Source organism: Allosphingosinicella vermicomposti, assembly GCF_003012815.1.
GTDB lineage: Bacteria > Pseudomonadota > Alphaproteobacteria > Sphingomonadales > Sphingomonadaceae > Allosphingosinicella > Allosphingosinicella vermicomposti.
In genome coordinates, this window is sequence record NZ_PXYJ01000001.1 from 105,079 (window position 1) to 122,904 (window position 17,826).

Below are 17,826 nucleotides of genomic sequence, written 5' to 3' on the forward strand. Positions count from 1 at the left end.
GGAAGAGGAGTGTTGCCCTGCAAAAGCAGGGGCCAGCGGCACGAGCGGTGCCGCCGGGCTCCGGCGTTCGCCGGAGCACAATGGAGGGGCATCGGCATCGCGATTACTGGCCGCCCGCTTTGCCGACCACGGTGGCCGAGGATGGCGGCGGGGCGAGGCCTTCGACGGTTGCGGTCGGCGCGGTGCTGAGCGGCGGCACCTTACCGGGCTTGGGTTGCACCTTCTGGCCCGGCTGGGCGCGCTGGAGGCCGGAAATGATAACCTGTTCATTGGGCGCGATGCCCTTGCGGATGACGCGGTGGCTGCCCAATAGCGGGCCGAGTTCGACCGGCTTGGCCGTTACCGTGCCGTCCTTCGCAACCACATAGACGACCTTGCGGGCGGCGTCGGTGACGATCGCCGTGTCCGGCACAAGCATGGCGCGGTAGGGGGCAGACCCCGCAAGGCGCATATGGCCGAACATGCCGGGCTTCAGGAAGCCATCGGGATTGGGAACCACGGCACGCAGGCGAATGGTGCCCGAACCCGTCGTCACCGCATTGTTGATGAAATCGAGGCGGCCCGAGCGGCTGTAGGTGGCTTCGTCGGACAGACGGATGCGCACTTCGGTGCCGGCGCCGGTGCCTTGGTTCTGGCGCTGATATTTCAGCAGCAGGGCTTCGGAGCCTTCGAAGGCGAAGTGAATGGGCTCGGTCGAGACGATGGTAGTGAGGATCGTCTGATCGGCGGCGACGCTGTTGCCGGCGTCGACAAGGCGTTCGCCGACGCGGCCCGAAATCGGGGCGACGACGCGGGTGAAGCCGACATTCAATTGGGCGGCGCGAACCGAGGCACGGCCCGCGGCAACATCGGCCTGTCCGGCGCGGACGGCGGCGCGGCGGGCCTCAACCTCTTCCTGGCTTGCGGCGCGAGAGGCGGCGAGGGTTTCGGAGCGGGCGAGTTCGGTCCGCGCATTGGCGAGCGTCGCTTCGGCGCGGGCGAGCTGGGCGCGAGACTGTTCAAGCGCCGCCTGCGACGGGCGCGCATCGATGGTGAAAAGGGTCTGGCCCTTTTGCACATATTGGCCGTCGCGGAAGTGAACCGCCTGCAGATAGCCGGTCGCGCGCGGGCGCACCTCGACACTCTGGATCGCTTCAAAGCGGCCGACATAGTCGTCCCAGTCAACAACGTCCTGAACGAGCGGCTTCGCGACGGTGACGGGCATGGCAGGCGGCGGACCCCCGGCCGATTCGTCGGCATTCGAGCACCCGGCGAGCGCCAGCAACAAGGCAGCAGCGAAGATATTGGCTTTCATATGTCTTTTCCGGTTTTTGCGCGCCGGACGAGAGGAATACGACCCCCCCTAAAGCCCCGGAAATCCGCGCTGCAAGTCAACAGGCGATGACCCACTATGAACCGCCGTTCATCGTGTCAACAGCTGATGACACCAAAAGTCATCAATTGTTGACGTGGGCGCGATTCATGGTACCGCAAAAAGTGTGACAAGTCCGCTAGATGATCGTCCCCGCGTCCGGAACGCGGCAGTAACGCGCGAAGCGATACTCGCTGCGGCGTGGCGCCGGTTCCTCAATGAGAGCTACGACAATGTGGGCTTACGCGACGTGGCGGGCGATGCGGGCGTCGATGTCGCGCTCGTCAGCCGCTATTTCGGCGGCAAGGAAGGGCTGTTCCGCGCCGTCCTCAGCCACGGCAAAGAGGAAAAGTTCGACGGCCTGACCGACGCGGGTGCCCTTGCCGCGCGCCTTGCCGCGATGGCGACAGAGCAGGCGCCGGATGAAGACGGGCATAATATGGAGCGGCTGCTGATCATCCTGCGGTCGGCATCCTCCCCGGTCGCGTCCTCGATCGTGCGGAGCGCGTTCAGTGCCGATGTGCTGGAACCGCTTGCCGCGCTGATCGGCGGGGAGGGCGCGCAGCAGCGAGCGTCGATGGCGATGGCGGTGATGATGGGGACGGCGATCATGCGCTCCATCATGGCCGTGGAGACGGTGTGCGAAGGGGCCTGCCGTCACGATGTCGCGCGGCGGATCGAGCGGCTGGTGAAGGTGGCGCTGGAAGAGGATAAGCCCTCCTACTGATCGTCATGCCCGCGGTCGCCCCCGCTTCGCCATAACTGCGGTATCCCCCCACCGTCATACCGGCGAAAGCCGGTATCTCGGGACCAGAATGCGCCTTTTTCGTCATGAGACCCCGGCTTTCGCCGGGGTGACGAGGGTGGGTTACGAGGCGGGGTCAGAGTGGCGTTCTAATCAGGGCGCGACTTTATCCGGATGTGCCGCCGCGAAGGCGGGGAGCTGGCTCGCTTCCGCATCGACGCGCACCAAAGTCAGATAATCATCCAGCGGCAGGTTGAAGCGGCGGGCGTTGAACATTTGCGGGACGAGGCAGATGTCGGCTAGGGTCGGCATATCGCCGAAGAGGAAGCGGCCCGCGCGGGCTTTTGCCATTTGCTCGAGCGCAGCGAAGCCTTCCTTGATCCAGTGGCGGTACCAATCGTCGCGCACCTCCTGCGGTTGCTCCAAGGGCCCGGCGAGATATTTCAGGATGCGCAGATTGTTCACCGGGTGGATGTCGCAGGCGATGAGAAGGGCGAGCGAGAAGACGTGCGCGCGGTCCGCCGGATCGACGGGCACCAGCTTCGGCTCGGGGAAACGGGCGTCGAGATAGTCGATGATCGCCAGGCTCTGCGCGATGCGGTGGCCGTCGATATCGAGCAGCGGCACGAAGCCCTGCGGATTGCGGGCGAGATGTTCAGGGCTTTTCTGTTCGCCGTCGATCAGGCTGACCGGAACGCTGTCATAAGCGACGCCCTTCATATTGAGCGCGATGCGAACGCGGTAGCTGGCCGACGAGCGGAAATAATCGAAGAGGACGGGCTTGGTCATGGAGAGAGGCTAGTCCGCTGTCCCGTTTCAGGCCAGCAAAATGCTTGCGCGGGACGTAAGCGCGGGACAATCTGCCGATCGCGCCAAAAGGGAGAAAAGCGGGGTGAAACCCGGGGAGAGAGCAGGCCGTTGATTGAAAAGACCCGCATGAGAGGCAGAGCTTTTTCGATGACGATTGCGAGCTGGGCGCGATGATTTCGCCCCCAATTCCCGAGCATGAGGCTGAGCGGCTGGAGGCGGTGGAGCGCTACGGCCTCGCCACCGACGGGCGGGAGCCGCCCTTCGATCATCTGACGCAGCTTGCCGCCCATTTGTTCGGCGTGCCGATCGGGCTGGTGTCGATCGTGACGGCCGACCGGCAGAGCTTTCGCGGCGGCTGCGGGCTCGACATTGCGGGGACGCCGCGCGAAGTGGCCTTTTGCGCCTATGCGATCACCCGGGACGACGTGTTCGTGGTGGAAGATGCGGAGGCCGATCCGCGCTTTTGCGGCAATCCGCTGGTGACCGGCGCGCCGCATGTGCGCTTTTATGCGGGCGCGCCGCTCATCGTGAAGGGTGGGCATGCGGTGGGAACCTTGTGCCTGATCGACAACAAGGCGCGCAGCTTTTCGCAGGAAGAGAGGCGGCGGCTGGCGGATCTGGCGCGCACGGTTTCGGACATTATCGAGCTGCGCGTGGCGAGCTTTGTGGCGGCGGAGCGGCAGGCGGCGCTGGAGGAGAAGACGGAGCTTTTGAACCTCACGGTAGAGAATGTGCGGCAGGGCGTGGCCTTGTTCGATTCCGACCTGCGGCTGAACCTTTGCAACGACGCCTTTGTCGAATTGTTCGATTATCCCCCGGGTTTCGTGAAGCCGGGGGATTATGCCTTTGAACTGATGAAATATGTCGCCGAACGCGGCGATCTTGGCGATGGCGATCCGGATGCGATCGTGCAGGGCTTCGTCCAATCGATCCTGTCGACCGATAGCCGCAAGCTGGAGATCGTGCGGGTGAACGGGCGCCATCTCGACATCTGCCGCAACACGATCCGGGGCGGGCGCTTCATCATGACTGTGTCGGACGTGACCGAAGAGCGACAGCTGGCGCAGATGAAGGACGATTTCGTCGCGACGGTGAGCCACGAGTTGCGCACACCGCTGACCGCGATCGGCGGCTCGATCGGGCTGCTTGCGGGGGGCGCGGGGGGCGAATTGCCGCCCAAGGCCAAGCACCTCGCCGATCTTGCCAAGAAGAATAGCGAGCGGCTGGTGACTTTGGTGAACGACCTGCTCGATATCGAGAAATTGGAATCCGGGCGCGCGGAGTTCCAGTTTGAGACGGTGGAACTCCACGCGCTGCTGCGCGCGGTGTGCGAGCAGAATACGCCTTATGCCGATCATTTTCATGTGACGCTGACACTGGATGCCGAGGACGGTCTTTGCGTGCAGGCGGACCCGGGGCGGCTGACCCAGGCGATGACCAACCTCATATCCAATGCGGTCAAATTTTCGCCAGCCGGGGGCGAGGTGCGGATCTGCCTTGAGCGGAAGGACGATCAGGCGCGGATCAGCGTGGCGGACCAGGGGCCGGGTGTTCCGGACAGCTTCCGCCCGCGGCTCTTCAAGCGTTTCGCGCAAGCCGACAGTTCTTCCCAGCGGGGTCAGCCCGGCACCGGCCTTGGCCTTGCCATCACCAAGAATCTGATCGAGCAGCAGGGCGGCACGGTCCACCTCGACACCGGCCCGACGCGCGGGGCCACCTTTCACGTTGACCTGCCTTTGATATAAGAACGGCAAAAGGAGAGGCGATATGGGACGCGTGGATGCGATCAACCGGGGCATGGCGGATGCGCATGCCCTATCGTCGGTGGAAATCCCCTCGCTCGAAGGCAAGGTGAGCGAAGAGGAATGGAAGGTCCGCGTCGACCTTGCCGCCGCTTACCGTCTGGTGGCTTATTATGGCTGGGACGATTTGATCTTCACGCATTTGTCCGCCCGCGTACCGGGGCCCGAGCATCATTTCCTGCTCAATCCCTATAATCTGATGTTCGAAGAGGTGACGGCGTCGTCGCTCGTCAAGGTCGACATGAACGGGCTGTCCGTGGAGCCATCCCCCTTCATCACCAATCCGGCGGGCTTCACCATCCACAGCGCGATCCATATGGCGCGCGAGGATGCCAAGGCCGTCATGCATCTCCACACGCCGCAAGGCCAAGCCGTGTCCGCCCATGCGGAAGGGCTGCTGCCCTTGACCCAAACCGCGATGCTGATCCGCGAGGACGTTGCCTTTCACGAATATGAAGGCGTCGCGGTTGACCTCGACGAGCGCGAGCGGCTGGTCGCGGACCTCGGGCCCAAGGGCGCGATGCTGCTGCGCAACCACGGCACCCTCGCGGTCGGCGAGACGGTGGGCGAATGTTTCCTCAAACTCTATTTCCTGGAACGCGCCTGCGAAGCGCAAATCATGGCGCTGTCGGCGGGCGAGAATATCAACAATCCCCCGCAAGGATCGCCCGAAGTGACGGCGCAGCAAGGTATGATGGGATTGAAGGTGGCGGCAGGCCTGCTTGCCTGGCCCGCCTTACTCAGGAAGGCGTACCGGCTGGATCCGGGCTTTGCGACGTAAAAGGGGTGTCGCTAAGGTAGAAGGCGGACTATTTCCAACAGATCGTAAAGCTGTCAACTATCGGCATGTATGAAGCAGAGCCTAACAGCCGCAATAAGCTTGCGCCGGGCAAATTTAAGCCTTGTTTGTGCAGAAATGCCTAAAGGCTGTTGGCGCATCATCTTTGCGGCTGTCGGATGGCTAACCCTGTCCGCTCAACAGCCAAAGTCAGCTGCTCAAAGTCAGCAAGACCAATCCGCTGCTGCACTTAATACGAGCACGACGCGGATTGTCGATGCCATTAATAACATAGTCCCTGAGGATGATAAGGGCTGCGAGGATCGTGAGGATAAGCGAAGCAGCGATCTTTGTGCCCAGTGGAAGGCGGCCGATGCGGCCCATGACGCAGCTAATTATACTTGGTTAGCTGTCGGCCTCAGCTTTCTCGGAACGGTGTTCGTCGCCCTCACCTTCTGGGATCAGCGCCAAGTATCCAGAGCTCAGCTACGGGCCTACGTTTCTATTCAGGCAGGGAAACTTGAGCAGTGGTCGCAGGAAGACGGCTCTAGGATAGTAGAGTTCAATTTTACCATGAAGAACGCAGGAACTACTCCGGCGTACAAAGCTATTCACATGGGAAATGTCTATATTTTTACCCCTGAAGCGGCCAGAGAATACTTCAACAAACCGGCTGAATCGCGCATTCGCGTCGGCGAGCCTCATTCGGCCGTGATCCACAACGGCCAAGAACAGCCTGGCTGTGTGCGTAGCTACGATCCAATCCCAAAGACCATGTTCGATCAGATCGCAAAGGGCAGGGGTCCTATATACTAATATGACCCATTGACGTGGGTCACGATAACACCTAAAACGATTTCACAAACGGTGGAGTCGTGGCGGTGATCCAGCAGTTCGATACTCTCTTTCAGATGATGCAGGCTTTCCCGGACGAGCAGTCCGCGATTGACCATTTCACCGCCATTCGCTGGAAGAACGGCCCCTTCTGTCCGCAGTGCGGATCCACGAAAGTTTATCACTTCTCCGACAAGCGCACCCACAAGTGCGGCGACTGCCGCAAGCGCTTCTCCATCAAAGTCGGCACGATATTCGAGGACAGCAAAATCGAGCTTCGCAAGTGGCTTCTCGCCATTTGGCTTATCACTTCACACAAGAAGGGCATCGCCTCCACTCAGCTCGCCAAGGATATCGGCGTCACTCAGAAGACGGCGTGGTTCATGACCCACCGCCTTCGTCATGCGATCGCCACTAAGTCGTTCAACCGCCCCCTGTCAGGCGAAATTGAGAGCGACGAAACCTTCATCGGCGGCAAAGAGAAGAACAAGCACGCTTGGCAGCGCACGGGCGGCAAGCAGGGCGGATCCGGTAAGGTTGCCGTCCTTGGTATGCTAGAGCGTGGCGGCGAACTCCGCACAGAGATCACCCCGAATCTTCGCGCCGCCACCGTACAAGACCGTATCCGCGACAACGTTGAGCCCGGATCCGCGATCATGACGGACGAGCATGGCGCGTTCCTTGGCCTGCAAGGCGACTACAACCACCACCGCGTCAATCACTCAGCCGGTGAGTACGTTCGCCACTTCTGCCTCCACACGAACGGCATTGAGAGCGTCTGGGCACTGTTCAAGCGCCAGATCGTCGGCACTCACCACTTCCTCTCCCCCAAGCACCTCAGCCGCTACCTTGGCGAAATGACGTGGCGCTTCAACCTTCGCGAAATGGGCGAAGGTAGCAGGGTCAACGCACTCCTCGCTCAGACCACCGGACGCCTCACCTACCAGGATCTCATCGCATGACCGCCAAGAAAGCACCCCGCAAGAAGCCCGCAGAGAAGAAGGACCGCCCGCTGTCCCTCGACATACCTTTTGATGAGGCGATGGAACGCTTCATCGGCACGGATCCGAAGGAGATCAATATGGACGATGACACTCCTACGGGGGGTGAAATCGAACTGCCGAAGGCAAGCCACCAAGGGCAGATGACAGTCGGGGATCTGAACCTCGATTGCTACGTCCTGGAAGATGGCCGCCGCGTCTTCCACAAGCGCGGTATGGCCCGCGCCCTTGGTCTTAAGTCCGAAGGCGGGAACGCCTTCATGCGCTCCATGACGCGGAAAGGCATCGGATCCGAACTAGGCGATACGCTGATCGAAAGGATCGCAAATCCGGTCAATTTCAAACCTCTGACACAGGATCTGGCGCACGGCTATGAGGCCGATGTTCTGGTCGATGTCTGCAAGGCGATCATCAAGGCGAAGGAGGCGGGCAAGCTCTCTAAAACCCAAGAAAACCTAGCCGTTCAGGCGCGGATCCTACTCAACGCCTTCGCCAAAGTGGGTGTCACCGCCCTCATCGATGAGGCTACAGGTTTCCAACAGGTCCGTGACCCCAAAGCGCTCCGGATCCTCGTCCAGCAATACATTGAGGCCGAGAAGCAGGAGTGGATGAAGCAGTTTCCGGACTCCTATTATGACGAACTAAACCGGATCTACGGGAGCAAGCGACTCACCCAAACCTCAGCAGGCACCGTCATTCAAAACCGGCCTCAGCACTTCGCCATGTTCACCCGCAATTACGTCTATCAACCGCTGGAAAACGGCGCGGTGCTGGAAGAGCTGGACCGCATCAATCCCAAGATTGACAAGCGGGGCACTCGCAAGGCGCGCTTCCACCAGCATCTTACGCACGGCTACGGCATCGAGAAGTTAAAGCGGCAGGTTCAGGAGGTTCAAACGCTTATGGCGGTGTCGGACACCATCAACCAGTTCAAGAAGCTGTTCCAGAAGCGCTTCCCGCAGAAGGGGGATCAGTTGGATCTACTCAACGACTGATCCAGTTACTTCCTTGCTCCGCCCGCAGGAAGTCCGAATAATCCCGTCACCACCGCCCCAATGAGCCCAATTACAGAGATAGCGGTGCTCCCAGCGATGATGCCGAGGATTGTGTCAGAGAGTTCAAAGCGCGTGTGGGATTTCCACCCGCACAAAGCGAGTATTAGGGCCACCACCACGCAGTATCCCGCGACGAACCAGAAGACCTTGTTGGAAAATGGCGCTAACAAGTCCGCCCTCGCAGTTTCGACAGAGCGCTGACCCTTAAGTTTATCATTTTCGGCAGTAAGCTCTTCCAGCTTTAGGGCTAGGTCGCCTATTATGTTCTGATAAATCTGCTCATCCGGCGCTTGAGCGCCAACCAGATCACCGGGCTCGATTGGAGCCCCGGCAATGATCGACGTATCAGGCTGCGCTGGCGGCGTCGGCAAGACGAACTCGGGCTTTAGCGGCCAATTCGGTATAGTGTTGCTTGATCCGCTCGTTATCAATTGCCTCGCTACGGCCAGACTTGAATGTGTCAAACCACGGCGTGTTACGCTGATGCGTTAGAGCTGAAAGTCTGGCCCCACTAAGCTTGCCGTATCTCATCCAAACCGCATCGATCAGCTGTCGCTCGTAGTCCGTCAACTCGGCTTCATAGGGCGCTTTAGGGTCCTTCGATCTACTAAAAAACCGCGCTGCCTCATCATCATCAGGCGTAATCAGCCGCTCGATGGGGTCCTTCCCAAAGTACTTGGTATGGTCATAAAGGTCGCGATAAACCGGGCCATAGTTCCACGCCTCCACATCCTCGGCGACGAGCGGCGCATCACGCAATGCCAAGGCCCACCCGTGGGCAAAATAAACAAGCTTCTGAAGCTGCATCTGGGTTAGCCCGCCAGATCCGGCTCGCTTCAAAAACTCATTCGCTATGGCAACTGCGCGATGCATGACTGGCCTCCATCACGAACATATAGGGAATCCGACCCCCCGCGTCCAGCCGGGTCACATTCGTATATAGGACCCAAGGGCAGCGCCAGCCTCTATGCCTTTGGGGCAGTCGAATATCGGGACACGTTCAAGAAGAAACGCATGACCAGATTTTGTTACGAGATGACACCAGAAGCTTTCCGGGCTGGTGATCCGCTGGCTAGATTGAACCCAGGGAAAGAGCAAAGCATCGAATGGCTATGGCTCCTTTCCATAATGATGCCACCTAGTTTGTAGCGCAATCCGCGTTGCGGTAACCTTGAGCTGATTTTACATTTTTACGTCCACTTTCGCTAGCGAGGCGCGCGCGATTACTTGGCGAGTGTTTCCGGTGTTGGCTTATCTCGGTCAAACGCAAAACCGCGGGGAGGCGAGAGCTCAGCACTTCGAGTCTGGCCAATTGGTCGTGAGACAGGTTGGCAATTCGACGAAATGTGCGCTTACGCATCCGGACCTACAGCGAATCCATCAGCATGTTGGGCCCAGCGGCGAAGATTGTTTTTGAACATGTCCGCTTCGCTCAGTAGCAAGACCGAGAGTTCGCGCTCCAGCTGAAGATGGACGGCATAAGCGTCCTTCAGGAATTGATGGCCGAGCGCGCTGAAGGTCACTTTGACGGCGCGCTTGTCGAGGGCGTCGCGTTCGCGGCGGACATAGCCGATCCGTTCCAGATCCTGCACCATTTCCGATGCGCTCTGCTTCGTAACACCGGCCCGGGATGCAATGTCGGTGAGCCGCGTGCCTTCCACATCGATGTGCGGCAGGATCATGGCATGGGCCGCGCTGAGGCGCGCATGACCCGCCGACCTCAGCATCTCTATGGCGCGATCATTATAACGCCGGGACGCGTTCATCAGCAGGCGCCCCAGACCGGTGACGCGCAATGCCTGCATATCGGCGATACTGAAATCTGCCAAAATGTGCCCCTTGACCGTCAGGATGCCTGACTATTATTGTACACGCTGGCGGCTGGCAACCCACATTGCCGATTTTGTGCCGCTTTCCCGAATTGTTGGAGAAGCCAATCGTGCCTGTGATCAAAGCGGAAGACGCCGTCCTGTTCGAACTGCCGGGCATCAAATTTTACGGGCTGGCGGCGCCATCTCGCGGATCGACGGAGAATTCGGTCTGGCGCGTGGAAATCGATCCGGGTGTCGAGGGCGCCCCCCATTCGGTGACGCGAGAGGAAGTGTTCATCGCGACGCAGGGGGCGGCAGTCGCCAGCATCGACGGCCACCGCTTCGATGTGAAAGCCGGCGACGCATTGATCGTCCCGGCAATGGCAAGCTTTGCGCTTTCCAACCCGCACGAGGCGGCATTCCATGCCGTCGTCATCCTGCCGGTCGGTGCCGAGGCCGTCACCGCCGATGCGCGATTCATTCCGCCGTGGGCGAAATGACGATCGGATGATGAAGAACCAGTCCGGGTTCGACGAGCCGATCGATTGTCCTTCGATCGGCGAACCCATGCTTTCAATCACCAGTGGGGTGTCTGGCCATCACCCATGGGCGGCCTTCTCGCCGCACTTCATTCATCTCCCCTGAATAGAGCTGAAGCGAGGCTCAAAAGTTTTGGCGGGTCGTGGCACCCATTACAATTGGGGCGAGATCGCTGCCCTTGTCGAGTATCCTAGTCTGTCGTAAGTGACTTGCTGTATTAATACTATGCAGCGGGGGAGTCATGAAGTATCTAGGCCTAGTGAAGGTGTTGGGAATAATATGCGGCTTTGTCGCTGTCGCTGGATGCCAAGTTCACGGACAAAGGCCATCCCTTCAACATCAGGTGCGGGGGAATGGCGAGACCGGTTTCGATGCTCAGGCTGAGATGAAAACTGCTACAAGGCAGGTTGGCAAATATTTTGGCGGTGAATTTGATCAACCGTTCCAGGCGACTCTTGCCAATAGCCGATCCGAGTTTGATGCGGCGATACCCGCCGCATGGGGCCTTGCGCCTACGCAATGCTGGATGGTCGCGACCGGTGTAGCGGATCGGCTGGTGATGTTGCTGCCAAGCGCTTGGGCCACCGATGCGTGCGATCATCGTGCCGGGGATGTCGAGGAGGCGCGGGCGATCCTGAGGCATGAACTTACGCACGTATTCCACGGCCAGAACAATGTGACGCGGGATTTTACCGGAATGGACGACGCGGCGTGGTTCATCGAAGGGCTTGCCGTTGTCGTAAGCGGTCAGCTTACAAAGGAACGTTTGTTTCAAGCACGAGAGGCGGCGGCGGGGGGACAAGCTCCCAAATCATTAGCGACGATGTGGAGCGGGAAGCACAAATACGGATTTGCGGGTTCGATGGTACAGTTCATTGAGAACAAATATGGCCGCGACACACTGAAGTCCCTGCTTCCGCTAACGAGCAATGACGACATTTTGGCCAAACTTGAAATTTCGGAGTCCGAGCTTCTACACGATTGGGAGACGTGGCTGGCCCGCTAGATGTTCAGTCCAGGCCGTCGCGGCCGGACGCCGGTGCGCCGATCCAATGCCGGGAATGTGCAAGGTGGAGGAGCAAGCATCAGCGCAGCTGACTGTCCTTGCTCCCCCGGCGGTTGATGCCCGTCATGACCCGACGGGCGTCGCGTTCGGATTGGCACGGGACGCAGGTTCGGGTGCCGGGGAGGGCGCGGCGGCGGGGTTCGGGAATGTCTTCGCCGCAATCTTCGCAATGGGTCGAGCTTTCGCCCGAGGGCAAGCGGGCGCGGGCGCCGTTGACGGCGTCGAGGACGGTGTCGTCGATCTGATCCTGCACCGCGCCGTCGCGCGTCCATCCGCCGGCCATGACATCTGCTCCCGAGATAGCGTTATTGCTTCAACCGGCGAGCGGAAGGGCCGGTTCCGTCCGGGTAAAGGCGCTGGACTAGTTCAGCCGTGCGCGGAAGCGGACGGTGAAGCTGGTGCCGCTTTCACCGCCTGCCATCGCGCCGGTGGGGCGGATGCAGATGTGGCGGACGGCGGCGTCATAGCCCGCTGCGGGCTGATAGGTGCATTGCGCGAAGGCGGCAGGCGGCGCCGCGGCATTGGAATAAGCGATGTCGGTGGCGTGGTTGAAATTGAGGGCCGCGCCGCTCTGCGTGAAAAGGAAGGGGTAAGGCGAACTGCCGCCCGGCCCGGCATAAGCGCCATTGTGGAAGGTGAGCGTGGCGGGAAGGGTATCGACGAGCAGGATGCCGCCAGTGTCGACCGCACCGTCGCCGCTGTTCGTGACGCGGATCGCGTAGCTCACGTCCGCGCCGGGGGTGAGGAAGGCATCGGCGATATAGGGTTCGGAGCTTTTGACGACGGTGAGCGTGGCGGGCGTCCCGGCGGGCGCGCAGATATCGGCAAAGGCGGCGCCGTCGACGAAGAAGGTGCCTGCCTCATTCCAGATGCGGATGTAGCGCGTGCCTGCGGCGGGCGCTTCGAACATGACGTGGCGAAGGACACCGTTGCTGAAATCGTTGCCGAGCGTTCCGCCCGCGCCATAAGTGCCGATCGTCGTCCAGCTGGTGCCGTTGGGCGAGACCTGAACGCGGATGCGGGCCGAAGCATCGTCGCGGGCGATGGACAGGGTGATGTCGCCGCCCGCCGCCACGGCCTGGTTGGCGGCGCCGGTGAGATCGAGGGTGAGGACGCCGCCAGCGCCCACGGTCGCCGCATTGGCGGTCGAGGCATAAGCGCCGTTTGGCGAAACGGCGCCGATCGCCTGCGCGGCGTTAGGTATACCCGTCGACGTCTGCGCGACGGCATTGCCGGGCTGGACAAGAAGCTCGTTCCCTTCCGCCGGGCAAGTGCTGGGCGTCGTGCCGGAGCCGGGCGTCTGGGTCGGTGGCGGGGCAAGGCCGAAGGTGAAGGCATAATCTTCCACCTCGCCATCATTGGCGGCGGCGGTGGCGTTGAGATTGCTCGCGCTCGACCAGCGCAGGCGCAGATAGGTCTGGTTCGAGGTGGCGTTCGTGGGCGGGGTGAAGACGATGCGGATGATGCCGTCACCCGCGACATTCCCGTTGCCGCTTGCCGTGTCCTGCAGGTTGCTCGCGATCTTTTCGGCGGTGTCGAACGTGCCGCTGCCGTTATAATCGATCCAGGCCTGCAGCCGCCCGGCGCCAGTGACGCGGACGTCGAGCGCGGTCTGCACGCCTTTTTGAAGAGTGGGCATGGTGACGCCGTCTTCATCGTCATTGCCCGATAGATCGTCGCCATCGGCATTGGGCGTGGCGAAGGGGCCACCGTCCCAATCGGGCGCGCGGGCGCCGAGATGAAGGCCCGCGACGATCCTGTGTACCGGTGCGCCGTAGGAAGCGGGCGCGTCCGAATAATCATAAGTGTGGGCGGGCGGATCGGGATCGGTCATCACCTGACGGATGGCGGGCGAGCAGGTGGGGGAGGCGAGATCGATCGGCGGGGCAGCCATCACCTGACGGATCGTGTTGGTGGGCGTATTGCCGCTGTCGAAGATGGCCGCGCTTGAGCGTGTGTCGTCGTAAAAGATGATTGGGTTGCCGGCACTGGTGCCCGCGAACGTACCCTGGTTCCTGGTATGCTGAACCGGAGGAACGCCGGGATTTTTGAACATGAAGCGGCCGCCGCCGGTGCCGTCCACGTTGGTAATTGCGCTATTGTTCATGAAGCTCCAGCCATAAGTGATCGAATTGGGGCCGACCTTGAACTGGGCGTTATTCTGAAAATTGTTGCCGTTGCCCGAACCCCGCCAATTGATGAAGATGAGGCCCAACGTCACCGTGCGCGGCGAATTGTTGTTGAAGCCTTCATCGGCGATCCAAGAGCAGTGGTTGGTCGCGGTGGAGCTGGCGTTGATGTTGATGAAGCGTTCGGCGTGGACGCGCCCGTAATTGTTGACCACGCCATCCGGGTTGAACGTGTCGCGCACCAGCACTTCGAAATTGTTAGTGAAGACGGTGTTGTTCTGAAGGTTGAAATTGCCGTCCGCGACAACCCGACCGTCGTTCAAAAAGGTCGATCCGTTGCCGAACTGCACGGTCTGGCGGAAGATGAGATCGGCATTGGCGCGATTGCGGAAGGTGCCCGCGCCGTTGAAATTGGCGCTGGAGGAAAAGGTCACCTTCCAGAAATTGTCGAGCGAGAAGCCGTTGCCGAAATTGACGTTTGGAAAGACGATCGTACCGTAATTGATCATCTGCCCCGCAATGTTGTTGAGGTTGTTCGGGCTGAACGTCGCGCCGCTATCGATGCAGATCTTCGCGGTCGAAGCGAGGCTGTCGATATTGCCGCTAAACGTGCCGCTCTGGATGCGAAGCGACTGGCCATTGCCCAGATTGTAGCTGCTGCTGCCCGAGCCATTATAGGTATAGGTGAAATTGCCGGTGCAATTCGCCCATGCGGCATCGGGCGCAGCCACGGCCCCAAGGAACAGGGCCAGGCACACCAACAGCAGCCTCAATGCCGCCGCCGCAGACCGTGGGGAGTCGGGCGCATCGATGCGAACGTTCGACACACGCGCCCTTTGCCCCGGAAAGGTTAAGGATTTCAACCGCAATTGCGCCGGCGCGACAGATTGTGCCGGGGTGGAACGGGTCAGTTGAGGAAGGCGCGGACTTCGTCCCTGAACCGTTCCGGCTGGTCGAACATGATGAAGTGGAGGCTGTCGTCGATGCGCTTCAATGCGGCTTGCGGCGCGGCGGCATAGCTTAGCTTATAGACGGCGTCGAATTGCCCGGCGGTGATCGGCACGGTCGGCTGCTTCACGTAAAGGACGGTGAGCTTGCCCTTATATTGGCCAAGTTCCCCGCGCAGATCGGTGGTGATGAGTTCGTGCATCGCGCGGGCGCTGACGTCGCGATCGCTGGTAACGCCGTGGCGAACGGGCGCGGCGCGCTTCGCCGGATCGGTCACCATGGTGGCGATATTCGCCTCGATACTCTTGACGTGGGCATCGTCGCTTTGGGTCAGGAGATTGGTTTTCACCATGTCGGCGGTTGCCCTTACGCTGTCCGCCGTGGTGCCGGGCGGACCGAAGAAGATGCCGGCGAACGGCACCATGTCGACGACCATCAGACGATCGACGAGGTCTGGATTGCGGGCGGCGACCATCATGCCGAGCGTGCCGCCCATCGAATGGCCGATGACGGCGGGATGCTTTAGCCCCCGCTCCTTGATGTAGCGCGCGATTTCGGCGGCCGAGGCGGAGACCACCTGACCGTTCGCATTGCCAGTGGGCGGCGCGCCCGCAAAGCCGCTCAGCTGGACGAAATGATAGCGGTAGCCCGGAATTGCGGCGGCGGTGTCAGCCCAAATTTCGGGCGAGGAGGTGAGGCCTGGGATCAGGACCACGTCCGGGCCCTCACCACTGGCGGTGACGGTGATGCGGTCGGAAGCGAAATCCGCCGCGCCCGCCGCCGGCGCTGTGCCCAAGGCGGTGAGGACGGCGCCTGCCGCCATCGCAATCTTTGTTGTCTTCATGCCATTTCTCCCCGATACCAGTCGCGGCCGATGCGCAGGGCGGCAAGGCCGTAGAGGGCGGCGCTTAGGAGGTAGAAACCAAGGCCGTAGAACATCGAATATTGAAGCGCCGCATCGCCATAAGTCGCCGTCATCATGTCCGACATCAGCCCCAAGAAATAGATACCGAAGCCGATGCCGAGCAGATTGTTGATGAAGAGGAAGGCGGCCGATGAGGTGGCGCGCATGCTGGGCGGGACGATATGCTGGACAGCGGCGACCACCGGGCCGAGCCAGGCGAGACCCAGGGCTGCTGCGATAGTGAACATGATCCAGGCAATGGTGAGCGACGAGGCGAAGATGCCAGCCGCATAAGCGGGCGCCGCGAGCAGGAAGCAAATGGCCGGGATGAGCGGATATCCCGAAGGGCGGATGCGGCCGAGCTTGTCGCCGAACCAGCCGCCGAGCCACACGCCGATCACGCCGCCGACCAATGCGATGGAGCCATAATACCAGGAGATATCGACCAGCGCCAAGCCGAAGCTGCGGGTGAGAAGCGGCGGAAGCCAGAAGGCGAGACCGTAGCCCAGGATCGATCCGGAGGCGGCGCCGAAGGAGAGCAGCCAAAAACTGGGTTTGGCTGCGACGGTGCGGGCGACCTCCGCGAAAGATGGCGCCTTGACGTCGGCGGTATCCGGTGCGCGGTCGTATCGGCCACGGCCCGGATCCTTGATGCCTAACAGGACGAGGGGGACGATAAGGAGCCCCGCGAGGCCGACGATCATGAAGGCGTAGCGCCAGTTGATACTGCTCGCGAGCCAGCCGCCGAAGAAGACGCCGAGCGCGGAACCGATCGGAATGCCGAGCGAAAAGATAGCGAGCGCGCGAGCACGCCGTTCGGGCGGGAAATAATCGGAAATGAGCGCATAGGCTGGCGCAACGCCGCCCGCTTCGCCGACGCCGACGCCCATGCGGGTAAGGAAGAGCTGCCAGAAATTCTGCGCGACGCCGCAAAGCGCGGTGAAGGCGCTCCACACGCCAAGGCTGACCGCGATGATCCTTGCCCGGTCCTTGCGGTCGGCGAGCCACGCGATGGGCACGCCAAGGCCGGAATAAAGAAGCGCGAAGGCAAGGCCGCCCATCAGGCCGATCTGCGCGTCGGAAAGCCCGAGTTCCGCCTTGATCGGGATTTGCAGGATCGAGAGGATCTGCCGATCGACGAAGTTGAAGATGTAGGCGAGGAGCAGGATGGCGAGCACCCTGTTACCGTTGGTTGCCCGTTCCATGCTCCCCTCCATATCAATTCCTTTTAGAATTCGATCACCCCGAATGAGACGTCCTTGCGAGGAGTGCGGCGACGAAGCAATCCATTTTGCGGCTTGGCCCGGTCCTGCTGGATTGCTTCTGCCGGCTCAACCTATGCGGGCAGTTGCATCGCCCGAATGATCCGCGCATTGTTGGAGGGGGTCGGGAGATCAAATAGATGAGTGAGGTGCTGACCCCTGGTAGCGACCGGACGCCGCGAACGGAGCGAGGGCGCAAGACGCTTCGCCGCCTGCTCGAAGCCGCGGCGCAGGAATTTGGCGAGAAGGGCTATTATCAAGCGGCGATCAACGGCATTACCGGCCGTGCGGGCGTCGCCCTTGGCACCTTCTACACTTATTTCGAAAGCAAGGAGGAGGTGTTCCGCGCTCTTGTCCGCGACATGAGCCGCAGAACGCGCCAGCATGTTGCCGAAGCCGTGCATGGCGCGACCAGCCGCCGCGATGCGGAGCGCAAGGGGTTGGAGGCCTTTATCGCATTCACCCGTGAGCATCCCGAGCTGTACCGGATCATCGAAGAAGCGCAGTTCGTCGCGCAGGATGCCTATCGCGACCATTATCGAAGCTTTGCCGATGGCTATAGCCGCAACCTTTCGGCTGCGGCGGAACGCGGCGAGATCCGGGGCGGAAACCAAGAAGCACGGGCCTGGGCGCTGATCGGGATCAGCGTATTCATGGGCATGCGTTATGGCCTGTGGAGCGACGATCTCACTCCGGCGGAGGTCGCCGACGCGACCGTCAATCTGATCTTCGAAGGGCTCGAGAGGCGGTCGTGATCGCCGATATTTCCGGGTTTCATTCGTGACGGTAG

The 17,826-nt window shown here is 61.1% G+C and carries 18 protein-coding genes; 9 read left to right on the forward strand and 9 right to left on the reverse strand.

Annotation, left to right across the window (positions count from 1 at the left end; all coding sequences use genetic code 11):
* Positions 1-103: 103 nt before the first annotated feature.
* On the reverse strand, positions 104-1,294 hold the full coding sequence (locus tag C7I56_RS00505) for an efflux RND transporter periplasmic adaptor subunit (RefSeq protein WP_106638612.1): 1,191 nt from the start codon (positions 1,292-1,294) through the stop codon (positions 104-106).
* A 184-nt stretch (positions 1,295-1,478) separates the two neighbouring features.
* Here C7I56_RS00505 and C7I56_RS00510 point away from each other — a divergent pair, with 184 nt between their 5' ends.
* A complete protein-coding gene (locus C7I56_RS00510) occupies positions 1,479-2,078 on the forward strand; it encodes a TetR/AcrR family transcriptional regulator (RefSeq protein WP_158702932.1) in 600 nt (199 codons plus the stop codon).
* A 171-nt stretch (positions 2,079-2,249) separates the two neighbouring features.
* On the opposite strand, the gene maiA is transcribed toward C7I56_RS00510, so the two are convergent.
* Entirely contained in the window at positions 2,250-2,885 is a 636-nt protein-coding gene (gene maiA / locus C7I56_RS00515) for a maleylacetoacetate isomerase (protein ID WP_106638614.1), read from the reverse strand.
* A gap of 191 nt (positions 2,886-3,076) precedes the next feature.
* Between maiA and C7I56_RS00520 the strand changes: the two genes are divergently transcribed.
* The 5 genes from C7I56_RS00520 (at position 3,077) to C7I56_RS00540 (ending at position 8,316) form a co-directional block, all read left to right on the forward strand.
* Complete coding sequence (locus C7I56_RS00520; protein ID WP_106638615.1) at positions 3,077-4,651, forward strand: GAF domain-containing sensor histidine kinase; 1,575 nt, start codon at positions 3,077-3,079, stop codon at positions 4,649-4,651.
* A 52-nt stretch (positions 4,652-4,703) separates the two neighbouring features.
* The gene (locus tag C7I56_RS00525) at positions 4,704-5,489 is read left to right on the forward strand and encodes a class II aldolase/adducin family protein (protein WP_106639552.1); all 786 of its coding nucleotides are present in this window, start codon (positions 4,704-4,706) and stop codon (positions 5,487-5,489) included.
* A 69-nt stretch (positions 5,490-5,558) separates the two neighbouring features.
* Positions 5,559-6,302: a hypothetical protein gene (locus tag C7I56_RS00530; protein ID WP_158702933.1), complete on the forward strand. Its 744-nt coding sequence runs from the start codon at positions 5,559-5,561 to the stop codon at positions 6,300-6,302.
* Between the two features lie 59 nt (positions 6,303-6,361).
* Positions 6,362-7,282, forward strand: coding sequence for an IS1595 family transposase (locus tag C7I56_RS00535; protein WP_199792295.1), 921 nt, complete (start codon positions 6,362-6,364; stop codon positions 7,280-7,282).
* On the forward strand, positions 7,279-8,316 hold the full coding sequence (locus tag C7I56_RS00540) for a P63C domain-containing protein (RefSeq protein WP_106638617.1): 1,038 nt from the start codon (positions 7,279-7,281) through the stop codon (positions 8,314-8,316). The genes C7I56_RS00535 and C7I56_RS00540 overlap by 4 nt, the downstream gene beginning before the upstream one ends.
* A 5-nt stretch (positions 8,317-8,321) precedes the next feature.
* Here C7I56_RS00540 and C7I56_RS00545 read toward each other — a convergent pair whose 3' ends face one another.
* The 3 genes from C7I56_RS00545 to C7I56_RS00555 all read right to left on the reverse strand — a co-directional run bounded on the left by C7I56_RS00545 (position 8,322) and on the right by C7I56_RS00555 (position 10,205).
* Positions 8,322-8,747, reverse strand: coding sequence for a hypothetical protein (locus C7I56_RS00545; RefSeq protein ID WP_106638618.1), 426 nt, complete (start codon positions 8,745-8,747; stop codon positions 8,322-8,324).
* Positions 8,722-9,249 (reverse strand): Panacea domain-containing protein, encoded by a 528-nt coding sequence (locus C7I56_RS00550; protein ID WP_106638619.1) that lies wholly within the window; start codon positions 9,247-9,249, stop codon positions 8,722-8,724. Before C7I56_RS00550 ends, C7I56_RS00545 begins: the two co-directional genes overlap by 26 nt.
* Positions 9,250-9,728: 479 nt before the next feature.
* Entirely contained in the window at positions 9,729-10,205 is a 477-nt protein-coding gene (locus tag C7I56_RS00555; RefSeq protein ID WP_158702934.1) for a MarR family winged helix-turn-helix transcriptional regulator, read from the reverse strand.
* A 110-nt stretch (positions 10,206-10,315) separates the two neighbouring features.
* Here C7I56_RS00555 and C7I56_RS00560 point away from each other — a divergent pair, with 110 nt between their 5' ends.
* Both C7I56_RS00560 and C7I56_RS00565 read left to right on the forward strand, forming a co-directional pair.
* Entirely contained in the window at positions 10,316-10,687 is a 372-nt protein-coding gene (locus C7I56_RS00560; RefSeq protein ID WP_199792296.1) for a cupin domain-containing protein, read from the forward strand.
* Between the two features lie 299 nt (positions 10,688-10,986).
* Positions 10,987-11,733 carry a hypothetical protein gene (locus C7I56_RS00565; RefSeq protein ID WP_207789937.1) on the forward strand — a complete coding sequence of 249 codons (747 nt, stop codon included), beginning with the start codon at positions 10,987-10,989 and terminating at the stop codon, positions 11,731-11,733.
* 79 nt (positions 11,734-11,812) lie between these two features.
* On the opposite strand, the gene C7I56_RS00570 is transcribed toward C7I56_RS00565, so the two are convergent.
* From C7I56_RS00570 to C7I56_RS00585, 4 genes are all read right to left on the reverse strand, one after another.
* Positions 11,813-12,076, reverse strand: a complete 264-nt coding sequence (locus C7I56_RS00570) for a DksA/TraR family C4-type zinc finger protein (RefSeq protein ID WP_106638622.1) — start codon at positions 12,074-12,076, stop codon at positions 11,813-11,815.
* A 78-nt stretch (positions 12,077-12,154) separates the two neighbouring features.
* Positions 12,155-14,749 carry a GEVED domain-containing protein gene (locus C7I56_RS00575; RefSeq protein ID WP_106638623.1) on the reverse strand — a complete coding sequence of 865 codons (2,595 nt, stop codon included), beginning with the start codon at positions 14,747-14,749 and terminating at the stop codon, positions 12,155-12,157.
* An 80-nt stretch (positions 14,750-14,829) separates the two neighbouring features.
* Positions 14,830-15,714 (reverse strand): alpha/beta fold hydrolase, encoded by an 885-nt coding sequence (locus C7I56_RS00580; protein ID WP_106638624.1) that lies wholly within the window; start codon positions 15,712-15,714, stop codon positions 14,830-14,832.
* Entirely contained in the window at positions 15,711-16,979 is a 1,269-nt protein-coding gene (locus C7I56_RS00585) for a spinster family MFS transporter (protein WP_199792297.1), read from the reverse strand. The genes C7I56_RS00580 and C7I56_RS00585 overlap by 4 nt, the downstream gene beginning before the upstream one ends.
* A 197-nt stretch (positions 16,980-17,176) precedes the next feature.
* On the opposite strand from C7I56_RS00585, the gene C7I56_RS00590 reads away from it, so the two are divergent.
* Positions 17,177-17,791 carry a TetR/AcrR family transcriptional regulator gene (locus tag C7I56_RS00590; RefSeq protein ID WP_106638626.1) on the forward strand — a complete coding sequence of 205 codons (615 nt, stop codon included), beginning with the start codon at positions 17,177-17,179 and terminating at the stop codon, positions 17,789-17,791.
* Positions 17,792-17,826 lie beyond the last annotated feature (35 nt).